The organism is Flavobacterium sp. Root901 (assembly GCF_001429765.1).
Classification (GTDB): domain Bacteria; phylum Bacteroidota; class Bacteroidia; order Flavobacteriales; family Flavobacteriaceae; genus Flavobacterium.
Window position 1 is genome coordinate 390,541 of sequence record NZ_LMJB01000005.1, and the last position, 11,975, is coordinate 402,515.

The 11,975-nt window shown below is 34.5% G+C and carries 9 protein-coding genes; 5 read left to right on the forward strand and 4 right to left on the reverse strand.

The annotated features are described in order from the left end of the window. Positions 1 to 10: 10 nt before the first annotated feature. Complete coding sequence (locus ASE21_RS05430) at positions 11 to 2,479, reverse strand: bifunctional UDP-N-acetylmuramoyl-tripeptide:D-alanyl-D-alanine ligase/alanine racemase (RefSeq protein WP_057121550.1); 2,469 nt, start codon at positions 2,477 to 2,479, stop codon at positions 11 to 13. Between the two features lie 394 nt (positions 2,480 to 2,873). Here ASE21_RS05430 and ASE21_RS05435 point away from each other — a divergent pair, with 394 nt between their 5' ends. Then, positions 2,874 to 3,479 carry a hypothetical protein gene (locus ASE21_RS05435; RefSeq protein WP_057121551.1) on the forward strand — a complete coding sequence of 202 codons (606 nt, stop codon included), beginning with the start codon at positions 2,874 to 2,876 and terminating at the stop codon, positions 3,477 to 3,479. Here ASE21_RS05435 and ASE21_RS05440 read toward each other — a convergent pair. Further along, the gene (locus ASE21_RS05440; RefSeq protein ID WP_057121552.1) at positions 3,474 to 4,181 is read right to left on the reverse strand and encodes a porin family protein; all 708 of its coding nucleotides are present in this window, start codon (positions 4,179 to 4,181) and stop codon (positions 3,474 to 3,476) included. The genes ASE21_RS05435 and ASE21_RS05440 overlap by 6 nt on opposite strands. 198 nt (positions 4,182 to 4,379) lie before the next feature. Between ASE21_RS05440 and ASE21_RS05445 the strand changes: the two genes are divergently transcribed. The 3 genes from ASE21_RS05445 to ASE21_RS05455 all read left to right on the forward strand — a co-directional run bounded on the left by ASE21_RS05445 (position 4,380) and on the right by ASE21_RS05455 (position 9,467). After that, positions 4,380 to 4,757, forward strand: a complete 378-nt coding sequence (locus ASE21_RS05445; RefSeq protein ID WP_242410231.1) for a hypothetical protein — start codon at positions 4,380 to 4,382, stop codon at positions 4,755 to 4,757. Positions 4,758 to 4,926: 169 nt separating this feature from the next. Further along, positions 4,927 to 7,134: a TonB-dependent receptor gene (locus tag ASE21_RS05450; RefSeq protein WP_057121554.1), complete on the forward strand. Its 2,208-nt coding sequence runs from the start codon at positions 4,927 to 4,929 to the stop codon at positions 7,132 to 7,134. A 224-nt stretch (positions 7,135 to 7,358) separates the two neighbouring features. Then, complete coding sequence (locus ASE21_RS05455; protein WP_057121555.1) at positions 7,359 to 9,467, forward strand: prolyl oligopeptidase family serine peptidase; 2,109 nt, start codon at positions 7,359 to 7,361, stop codon at positions 9,465 to 9,467. A gap of 56 nt (positions 9,468 to 9,523) precedes the next feature. Here ASE21_RS05455 and ASE21_RS21825 read toward each other — a convergent pair whose 3' ends face one another. Beyond that, the gene (locus tag ASE21_RS21825; RefSeq protein ID WP_157848771.1) at positions 9,524 to 9,673 is read right to left on the reverse strand and encodes a hypothetical protein; all 150 of its coding nucleotides are present in this window, start codon (positions 9,671 to 9,673) and stop codon (positions 9,524 to 9,526) included. An 81-nt stretch (positions 9,674 to 9,754) separates the two neighbouring features. On the opposite strand from ASE21_RS21825, the gene ASE21_RS05460 reads away from it, so the two are divergent. Then, positions 9,755 to 10,750, forward strand: a complete 996-nt coding sequence (locus ASE21_RS05460; RefSeq protein WP_057121556.1) for a Gfo/Idh/MocA family protein — start codon at positions 9,755 to 9,757, stop codon at positions 10,748 to 10,750. Positions 10,751 to 10,878: 128 nt separating this feature from the next. Here ASE21_RS05460 and ASE21_RS05465 read toward each other — a convergent pair whose 3' ends face one another. Beyond that, entirely contained in the window at positions 10,879 to 11,805 is a 927-nt protein-coding gene (locus ASE21_RS05465) for an outer membrane beta-barrel protein (RefSeq protein ID WP_057121557.1), read from the reverse strand. Between the last annotated feature and the right edge of the window lie 170 nt (positions 11,806 to 11,975).

Sequence of the window (11,975 nt, forward strand, 5' to 3'; positions counted from 1 at the left end):
TTCCTTAATTCTACCTAAAAAATACCCTTTTTACACGCTGTGAAATGCTGGTCATGATTTCATACGGAATCGTTTTTAACGCCTCGGCCATTTCGATAACCGTTGGGCTTTCGCCGAAAATTATTACCGAGTCGCCTTCTTTGCAGTCAATATGGCTCACATCGACCATCAGCATATCCATACAAACACTTCCTACAATGTAGGCTTTTTGATTTTTTATCGTAACAAAACCAACCTGATTGCCCCATAATCTGGAAATTCCGTCTGCATAACCAATTGGAATTGTAGCGATTTTGGTTTCTTTTTCGGCCATAAAACGTCGTCCGTAACCTACGCTGTCGCCAGCCGGAATGGTACGAACCTGCGAAATAATCGATTTTAAGGTTCCAACATTTTCCAGATATTTCTGTTCTGCCGGATCGTTTGAAACGCCGTACAATCCAATTCCCAAACGAACCATATTGTATTGTGCATCCGGAAAATTGCTGATTCCGGAAGTATTTAAAATATGACGAATTGGATTTATATTCAATTCGGCCATTAATTTTGAAGATAATTTTTCGAATAAATTAATCTGCGAAATCACAAAATCATAATGGTTCAAATCGTCGCTTGTTGCCAAATGCGATAAGATACTCTGCACACGAACGGTAGAATTTCCTTTTAAAGTCGCAATTAATTCATCGATTGTATTGTTTTCAAAACCTAAACGGTGCATTCCGGTGTCGAGTTTAATATGAATTGGAAAATCTTTCAGGTTCTTCTCTCTGGCGATTTTCAAAAAAGCATTTAATCCTTTTATACTGTAAATTTCGGGTTCCAGTTTATACTGAATTATCGAAGGAAAACTGGTCGATTCCGGGTTTAAAACCATAATTGGCAATTTGATTCCGCCGTTTTTCAGCGAAATTCCTTCATCGGCGAAAGCCACGCCTAAATAATTTACTTTATTATGTTCGAGTAATTTTGTAATTTCGAGTCCGCCGTTTCCATATCCAAAAGCTTTCACCATTACCATGATTTTTACATCATCGGCCAGTTTTGATTTGAAATAATTTAAGTTATGATTAATAGCGTCCAGGTTAATTTCGAGAACGGTTTCATGTGTTTTTTCTTCCAGTAATGAAACGATTTGTTCAAACTGAAATGATCTTGCTCCTTTTATTAAAATTGTCTCATTATTGAAATTCAAATCTTCAATTGCAGCTATAAATTCGGCTGTATTTTGAAACATTGTACTGTTTGGAAATTTAGAAGCAAAAGATGAAATTGTACTTCCTACACCAATAATGCGGTTGATTTTATTGTCTGAAATTAGCTGGGCTACTTTTGAATAGAGTTCTTCATTTGAAAATCCGCTTTGAAAAATATCCGATAAAATAACGGTTTTTGATGCATTCTTTTTTTGGCTTTCCAAAAAGTCTAAAGCAATTTTGAGTGATTGAAAATCAGAACTGTAACTATCGTCGATTAAACTGCAGTTATGGATCCCGTTCTTAACTTCAAGACGCATTTGAACGGGATACAACATTTTAACACGATTTTGAATAACTTCAAAATCATATCTGAAATGCAGTAAAACCAATAAACATGAAATCGTATTTTCTATAGAAGCCGAATCGCTGAACGGAATTTCCAGATTGTAAACTTCTTCTTTATATTGATATTTAATTATAGTAGAATCGTTTTTTATTTCTTTTTTCAGAATAAAAACATCCGCAGAGGCATCGGTAAAACTCCATGAAAACAAAGTTCTGTTTTGAAGCGGATATTCTGCAATGAAATCAGCAAGACACTGATCTGCCAATTCATTCTTTTGGTAAATTATAACTAAAGCTTTTTTGAAAAGCAGTAATTTTTCTTTGATTTTCTGTGTCAGGTTTTCAAAACCTTCATCGTGTGCAGAGCCAATACTGGTTAAAACTCCAATATTTGGTTTGATGATTTTTTCGAGATTTGCCATTTCGTTAACCGTCGAAATTCCGGCTTCGAAAATTCCTAAATTATGTTTTTCATTTATAGCAATAACAGAAAGCGGAACTCCTACCTGCGAATTGTAACTTTTTGGGCTTCGAATAATATTATAGTCCGGACTCAACAGGAAATTTAGCCATTCTTTTACAATAGTTTTTCCGTTACTTCCTGTTAAGCCAATTATTGGAAAACTGAATAAATCACGGTAATAAACAGCAAGTTCCTGAAGTGCTTTCAGCGTATTTTTTACCACAAAAAAATTGGCTTTTCCTTTTACATTTTCAGGGATATACTGAACTACAAAATTCTGAACTCCTTTTTCTATAAGTTCTGGAATGTACAAATGAGCATCATTATTAACACCCGAAAGGGCAATAAACAATGTTTTTGGTCCGTTTTGTAAAGAACGGCTGTCGATCGAAATATGATCAACAAAAATATCAGAATCTGAACCTGTCCATTCGGCGTTAAAAACCGGAATCAGGCTTTTTAAATTTATGCTCATTTAGAATTTTCTTTTTGTCAAATTTAAAAAAAGGTTTGCCACGAATTGCACTAATTTCTTGAATTATTATATTGGCTTGGTTTTTAAAATCTAGCCACAGATTAAAAGGATTAAAAGGATTTTCTAATCTGTGGCAAAAAAAGGTTTGCCGCGAATTGCACTAATTTATTTTTACTTACTGCCGTTTGTCACCCTGAGCGAAGTCGAAGGGCGTTCCAATGGGCTTCGACTTTGTTCAGCCTGACAAAACATTTTATTTGTGTAAAAAAATAAATTGGAGAAATTAGTGCAATTCGCTCAAAAAAAATATACTAAAAATTTGTGAAAATTTGTGCAATTCATGGCAAAAAACATTTATTGATTATATTTGTTGATTACCACTAAATAAAGCGTTTTGAAAAAAATACTTCCACTATTCTCCTACATTCTCCATCCGATTTTTATATCGATGTATGCGACTTTATTTTACCTTTATTGTAAAGATGATATTTTTACAACACAGGAAAAATACTTTGTCCTGTTCCAGATTTTGGTCATTACAATTATAGTTCCTGTATTGTTTTTCATGCTTTTGCGCTCGACCGGACATGTAAAATCGGTTATGTTGCCAGAGATTTCCCAGCGCCGAATTCCGCTTATTCTGCAATGCTTTTTATATATTTTATTAGTTAAAAGAAGTATTGTAATAACACGTTATCCGGAACTTCATTTCTTTTTTCTGGGTGCCTTGTTTAGTACTATTTTAGCATTAGTTTGTTCCCTTTTTAAAATTAAAGCCAGCCTGCATATGACGGCAGTAACCGGATTTACAATTTTTGTAATTGGATTAAACCTTCATTTAGAAATGCACAATCCGTATTGGGGAGCACTTTTAATTTTACTGTCGGGAGTTGTCGCTTCATCAAGATTGGAAATGAATGCACACACCTCAAAAGAATTACTTATGGGCTTATTAATAGGCGTTCTGCCTCAGATATTATTTTTGTATTTGTGGTTATAAAATATAGAAAATCAACCCGGCATTAAGGGTTTTCATAGTTATATTTTCTCCACTTAATGTAGTTGTTCCGTCTTTAAATAAAGGGTTCAGTCCATAATACAAATAAAGATTCCATGTATTGTAACCCGCAGAAAGATAAGGGCCGTATTGAAATTTATTAATTGCATCGTTATTGTTTATACGATACGTATTTTTTCCATCGTCTAAAATAGAGGTATTAGAAAATATATAACTCAATTTGAATCCGGCATAAATTCTCCAGAATTTAGTACTTTCATAAGTAGAATTTCGCCATCTAAATTCTATTGGAAGATCGACAGAATATTGTCTGTATCGGTTTGAAGCAATTTCGCCCGCATCTACAACATTATAAACTGTTACGCCATTTGCATCTTTTGAAATGGCAAAGTTTTGATAATAGTTTTGATAACTCAATCCTAAACCTGCCGCAATAGAAACCGTTCTGGATTTATTAACAGGCATATCGCGCAGGAAACCTCCGGAAAGTCCCAATGAGAATTTGTTTTGTTTGAATTTTGGAGGAATATCTGTAAACATATTGTAGGTTACAGAAAAATAAAACTGATCTTCTCTATACAAAGAATCTATTTTAACTATAGGTTTTATTTCTGCTTTGACATCTTCCTGAGAAAAAGCATTAAAAAACGAAACGAAAAACAAACAGCTAAAAAGTAATCGCATAGAATTTTTTGGTTTTAAAGTGGCGTGATAAAATAAACGCCTGAACGGATCATTTTATTTTACTTACAAATATAATATAATGCTAGTTCAGGATAAGATTAGAAAGCAATTATTCTGTTTTTGATTGAAAATATTCTGGTTTGCTGAACTTTTTTCAAAGAATCTCCATCAGAATTTAAAAAATGAATTTGTATTTGAATGATCTTTTATACCTTTGTACCGATGAAGAAAAAGCAGCTCATATTAAGTTTATCTTTAGCCGTCACAATATTGTTCTCGATATTGTTTCAGTCGATACACAGTTATGAGCATATTGTAAAACAGCTTTCAGAAAAACAATGCCATCACGATTATAACGATCCTAGTGGCGAAATAACGCATCAGCATCATAATTACGATCTTTGTTTTGTTTGTAATTTTGCTTTTGGAAGTTACATTGCCCCTCAAACTTTTTCTTTTCAATTCCATTCTTTTGACAGCGAGATTCCTTATTTCTTTCCTGTTTCAGAAAAGATTTTCTCCATTTCAAAAACGTCGTATTTATTACGGGGACCTCCTGCTTCTATAGTTTCTTAATTTCGAATACTCGAAATAATTTTTACCGTTTTCTTTTTAATAAAAAATTCAAAACAACTTTGAGTTTCCTAATCCTTATTTTATTAATCAGGATCAGAATGCTTTTTATACCGTTTTAATTTTTCATTTAGAAGGAAGAAATTCAATTTAACTATAGCAAAATTTTCAAATGAAAAAATTAATAATTGCCCTTCTTTTAGGGTTTTCGGGCTTGCTTTCTGCCCAAAATTCGGTTTCAGGAACAGTAACTGATAATCAAAATCAACCATTGCCGGGAGTGTCTGTTTACGCTTCAGAATTACATAAAGGAACAACAACGGATGCAAACGGAAAATACGAATTAAACAATCTTCCAAACGGAAATCTTCGGTTGTCTTTTTCTTATGTTGGATATGCGACTCAAAATAAAAACATTATCAAATTAGTAAAACAAAATACAGTTGATGTTACGCTCGAAGAATCGATTTTAGAAATGGATGAAGTTGTAGTTTCTACGCCTTTCAACAAACTGCAGTCACAAAACGTGATGAAAATCGAACACGAAAGCATTAAAACTTTACAGCAAAAAGGAACTTCGACTTTGATTGAAGGTTTGGCAACAATTCCCGGTGTTTCGCAGATTTCTACCGGAACTTCTATTGGAAAACCTGTAATCAGAGGTTTAAGCGGAAATCGCGTTTTAGTATATTCTCAGGGAGTTCGTATCGAAAATCAGCAGTTTGGAGACGAACACGGTTTAGGTTTAAACGACGCCGGTATTGAGAGCGTTGAAGTTATTAAAGGCCCGGCATCGCTATTATACGGTTCTGATGCTTTAGGAGGAGTTTTATACTTTAATCCTGAAAAATTTGCTGATGCCGGTACTTTTAAAGCTAATTTCAGTCAAAAATATTTTACAAATACAGAAGGAAGTAATTCTTCTATTGGTTTAAAAACTTCTACAGATAACTGGAAATTTTTAGCCCGTGGAAGTTACAACACACATTCTGATTATAAAATTGCCGATGGCGACCGCGTAACAAATTCCCGTTATAATGAAACCGATTTTAAAACCGGTATTGGTTACAGCAATTCGAGTTTTTCGAGTGTTTTAAGATACAATTACAATAAACTGGATATCGGAATTCCGGAAGATGGAATTGCAGAGCAGTCTTCAAGCAAAGACACACAGTTTCCGAGACAGGGAATTTTTAATCATTTATTGAGTTTAAACAATGTTATCTTTTTTGAAAACTCAAAACTTGATGTTGATTTAGGTTATATTTCCAATGACAGAAGCGAATTTGAAGACAGTAATGAAGCTTCTCTTCATATGAAACTGAATACGCTGAATTACAATGTAAAATATCACTTTCCTAAATTTGGAAAAATCGAAACGATTTTAGGTGCTCAGGGAATGCATCAAACCAATAAAAATTCCGGAGAAGAATATTTAATCCCGGATGCGACAACAAATGATTTTGGCGTTTTTGGAACTGCAAATTACGAATGGGGCAACAGTGTTTTACAAGCCGGATTACGTTATGATAATAGAAAAATCACTTCTGACGCACACGGAATTGAAGGCGAAGAAGGTTATTTTATTCCTCTTGACAAATCTTTTGACAGTTTTAATGCTTCATTAGGATATAAAACTAAACTGGCCGAACCGCTGACGCTTCGTTTAAATGTTGCATCCGGATTTAGAGCGCCAAACTTAGCTGAATTAACTTCAAACGGCGTACACGAAGGAACAAATCGTTATGAAATTGGTAATGCAGATTTGAAAACAGAACAAAATATTCAAACCGATTTGAATTTAGAATACAAAAACACCCATTTTGAGTTTTTCGTTAACGGATTTTACAATCATGTAAATAATTATATTTACACTTCGCCAACCGGACAAATTTTAGAAGACAATGATGTTTTTGCCTATGTTCAGGATAATGCACAATTATATGGTGGAGAAGTTGGTTTGCATTTTCACCCGCATCCTTTAGACTGGTTACATTTTGAAACAAGCTTTGAAACGGTTACCGGTAAAAAAGACAACAATGATTACCTGCCTTTAATTCCTGCAAACAACTGGAATAATACGCTTAGGACTGAATTTGATATTAAAAACTGGCTAAGTGAAGGTTTTGCTTCTTTGAATGTTTCTTCGACTTTCAGTCAGGATAATGTAAGTGGTTTTGAAACGGCTTCTAAAGGTTATACTTTGGTAAATCTAGGTTTTGGAGGAACGGTAAAATTAGGAAAACATGCTTTTGACGTGAACCTGAACGGAAACAATCTTTTCGATAAAAAATACATCGCGCACCTTTCAAGATTAAAAACAGACGGAATTCCAAACATTGGAAGAAACATTGTTCTTGGGTTAAATTTTAATTTATAATTTTTATTTAACCGCAAAGCATGCAGTGTCGCGCAAGGTTTGCCAGGTTCATAATAAAGCACGCGGAGACGAGAAGTCGCAAAGAAATTTAAAACTTTGCGTCTCTGCGCCTTTGCGTGATTAGTATTAAGTACTTTGCGAAAATCCTTTGCGCTCTTTGCGGTTAAAAAATTTAATAACCTCACAAAAAGTACTATTTTTGTTACAACTGTTAATCAAAAACTATGAAAAAAACTTTTATAATAATGGCTATTACAACTGCAGGAATTTCATTTGGGCAAAATAAAATTCAATACCCGGAAACTAAAAAAGGAGAAACCGTCGATGTTTATTTTGATACAAAAGTAAGCGATCCTTACCGTTGGCTGGAAGATGACAAATCTGCTGAAACCGGAGCCTGGGTAAAAGCTGAAAATGAAGTGACTTATGGTTATTTGGATAAAATTCCGTTTCGTGAAGAACTTAAAAAACGAATGGAAAAACTTTGGAATTACGAAAAAATAGGTGCACCATTTAAAGAAGGAAAATTTACCTATTATTATAAAAATAACGGACTTCAAAATCAATCTGTCGTTTACAGAAAAGATCAAAGCGGAAAAGAAGAAGTTTTTCTGGATCCAAATACTTTCTCAAAAGACGGCACCACTTCTCTTGGCGGTTTAGATTTTTCTAAAGATGGAAATAAAGCGGCTTATTCAATTTCTGAAGGAGGAAGCGACTGGAGAAAAGTTATAATTATTGATGCGTTATCTAAAAAAGTATTGGAAGATACTCTTGTTGATGTAAAATTCAGCGGCATTTCATGGCTTGGAAATGAAGGTTTTTACTATTCCAGTTATGACAAACCAAAAGGAAGTGAATTGTCTGCCAAAACAGATCAGCATAAATTGTATTTCCATAAATTGGGAACATCTCAAAAAGAAGACAAAGTGATCTTTGGCGCAGACCAAAAAAGAAGATATGTTGGCGGCTATGTTACCGAAGATAATCGCTTTTTAGTAATTACCGCAGCTAATTCGACTTATGGAAACGAGCTTTATATTAAAGATCTAAAAACACCAGACAGTCCAATTGTTACCATTGTAGATAATTTTAATACTGAAAATTCGATTATAGAAAACGAAGGAACAAAATTATTTATACATACTGATTACAACGCTCCAAACGGCCGCGTTGTTTCTGTAGATGTAAACAACCCGAAACCGGAAAACTGGAAAGATTTTATTAAAGAAACAGAGAATGTTTTGTCTCCTTCTACAGGCGCAGGATATTTCTTTGCTAACTATACAAAAGATGCGGTCTCACTGGTTTTACAATACGATTACAGCGGAAAATTAGTTCGTGAAATTAAACTTCCTGCTGTTGGAACTGCCGGCGGATTTGGTGCAAAAAAGGAAGAAAAAATTCTATATTACAGTTTTACAAACTATACAACTCCGGGAACAATCTTTTCTTTTGAACCAAAATCCGGTAAATCAGAAATTTATCAAAAACCAAAAGTAGATTTCAAAAGTGAGGATTACGAGTCTAAACAAGTATTTTATACTTCAAAAGACGGCACAAAAATCCCGATGATTATTACCTATAAAAAAGGAACAAAATTAGACGGTAAAAATCCAACCATTCTTTACGGTTATGGCGGATTCAACATTAGTTTAACGCCAAGTTTCAGTATTGCCAATGCAGTCTGGATGGAAAACGGAGGTATTTATGCCGTTGCCAATTTAAGAGGCGGCGGAGAATATGGTAAAAAATGGCATGACGCAGGAACAAAATTGCAGAAACAAAATGTTTTTGATGATTTTATTGCTGCTGCAGAATATCTGATTGCTCAAAAATACACCTCATCAGATTATTTAGCTATTCGCGGAGGATCTAACGGAGGTTTATTAGTAGGAGCAACAATGACACAGCGTCCTGATTTAATGAAAGTAGCTTTGCCTGCCGTTGGGGTTATGGATATGCTTCGTTACCACACTTTTACTGCCGGAGCCGGCTGGGCTTATGATTACGGAACGGCTCAGGACAGCAAAGAAATGTTTGAATATTTAAAAGGATATTCGCCAGTTCAAAATGTAAAAAGTGGTATTAAATACCCTGCAACAATGGTAACAACAGGAGATCATGATGACCGCGTTGTTCCGGCTCACAGTTTTAAATTTGCTGCGGAATTACAAGACAAACAAGCTGGAGAAAATCCAGTTTTAATTCGCATTGATGTAAAAGCAGGTCATGGTGCAGGAAAATCTGTTGCGGCTACAATTCAGGAAAATGTAGACATTCAGGCTTTTACACTTTACAATATGGGATTTAAAGCGCTGCCGAACAAGTAAGACTTTAGAACTAAATTTTTAGCCACGAATTCACGAATTATTTTGTGAGTTCGTGGTTATTTTTTACCGCGAATTGCACGAATTACACTAATTTTTCTTTTGCCCCAGATTAAAGTGTTTTTTTCTTTTGTCAGGCTTAGCGAAGTCGAAGCCCATGTCTTATTAAAATGCCCTTCGACTTCGCTCAGGGTGGCAAACGGCAGCAAGTAAAAACAGATTAGTGTAATTCGTGCAATTCGCGGCTAACTTTTTTTCTCTTAAATTTGAAAAACCTTAAAACTTAAACCATGAAAATTATAAATTGGGGGATTATTGGCTGTGGCAATGTAACCGAAGTAAAAAGCGGGCCTGCTTTTCAAAAAGCTCCAAATTCAGCTTTAGTTGCAGTTATGCGAAGAGACGCCGCACTTGCGGAAGATTATGCGAAACGTCATAATGTCCCGAAATGGTACTCGAATGCCGAGGATCTGATAAATGATCCGGAAGTCGATGCAGTGTATATTGCTACTCCTCCGTCTTCTCACAAAGAATATACAATTAAATGTGCTAAAGCCGGAAAACCAGTTTATGTTGAAAAACCGATGGCTCTGAATTTTGAAGAATGCAATGAAATGATCAGCGCCTGCAAAGAACATAATGTACCATTATTTGTGGCGTATTACAGAAGAGGACTGCCGCGTTTCCTAAAAATAAAAGAACTAATTGACCAAGGAAAAATTGGAACTGTAAGACATGTAAACTGTGTCTTATACCATCCGTTTGAGCAGCGTTATGATGACGAAATCAATTTGCCCTGGACAGTTTTGCCACACATTTCTGGCGGCGGGATTTTTGTAGATTTAGCCTGCCATACATTAGATTTTCTTGATTTTGTTTTAGGTCCGATAAAATCTGTCCGCGGACATGCGACTTCTCAACTTTTGGCTTATCCTGCAGAAGATTCGGTTTCGATGTCGTTTTTATTTGAAAACGGAATTCACGGATCCGGGATATGGAATTTTGCCAGTTTTGAACGATATGATAATACTGAAATTGTAGGCGATAAAGGAAAAATCTCTTTTTCGACTTTTGGAAATGATCCGATTCATATTCAATATGCAAATGGAGAAAAAGAAAGCATTATAATAGAAAATCCACTACATATTCAACAGCCGTTTATAGAAACTGTTATTGCAGAACTTTTAGGCAAAGAGGATGCTTCTCCGTCAAAAGGAATTTCAGGTGCCAGAACAACCTGGGTTATTGACCAGGTTTTGAAGGAATTTAGAGATTCTTCAAAATAATATTTTACATCTACTTTGCAATCTTTCAGTCCACATGGAAACAATCAATTCTTGAATATATCATTAAATTAAAAAGGATATTCTTTCGAATATCCTTTTTAAAAAAAACTATAAAACTCTATAAAAAATTATAGGCTGTATTTAAGACCAAAAGTAAATCCTAATCCAGAAATTCCAACATAAGAACTGATATCATCAGTTGCTTTTGTGTTATCAAAACCTGCTGCATTCGTTACTTTACTATTTGATGTAGTATTAATTTGATCTACGTATCTAGTATGACTTGCAGAATATGATGCATCTTGACGGAAAGCTGTAGGAGTGTTTAATTTATCTACACCGTTTTCAGTATATATTTCTGTTTCTTTTGATTTTCCGTGTACTGTAAAGTTACGGTACTCAACTTCAGCAAAAAGAGAGATATGTGTTCCTAATTTATAAGATGTACCTAACGCTGCAGTAAATCCAACAGTTGGGTTTGGCTTAATAACATCTTTTGAATAAGTTTCAGTTGTTCCAGCCGGATTTGTATACGTTCTTGTAGTTTCGATATCTAATGTTCCATGAACAGGAACGATAACTCCAACTTTAGTATAAGGTTCAAAACCATGAGTTTCTCCTAAAAATAAAACGATTGCAGGAGCAAGATCGTAAGCTTCAAGTTTACCAACAGCTTTACCAGTTGCAAAAGTTGGTCCTGCTGCTACTAATCTATGAGTTGTTTCAACCATAGTTTTATTTGCACTATTAAAATAGTTAAATCCTAATTCAACACCTAAACGCGGAGTAAAACGATATCCAGCAGTTAAACCTGTACGGAATCCTTGTCCAAAAGAACCATGATTAGTTTCTCTAGAAATTAAAGTTGTACCATCCGGACCGTAAACATCCGTATTTGGCAATGATCCAGATACAGTTGGGAATTCAGCTGCTGCAGTTTGGATAAAATAAGATCCTCCCAATTTAAAGTACCAGCTTTCTGGTTTTTCTGATGTCTGCGCCATTGTAGCGATAGAGCAAACTAATAATCCTAATAAAAATAGGTTCTTTTTCATAATTCTGATTTAATTAATTTATACAAATTTAAAATTTATTAACATAATCTTATAATTTGCATTGTTAGACTTGGCACGAAATCGTTGTAATTTCGGACAATATTACTAAAAAAGTATTATGCATGCATATTTTTAACTAAAAAATTTTACATTCCTTTAAATTTTAACTG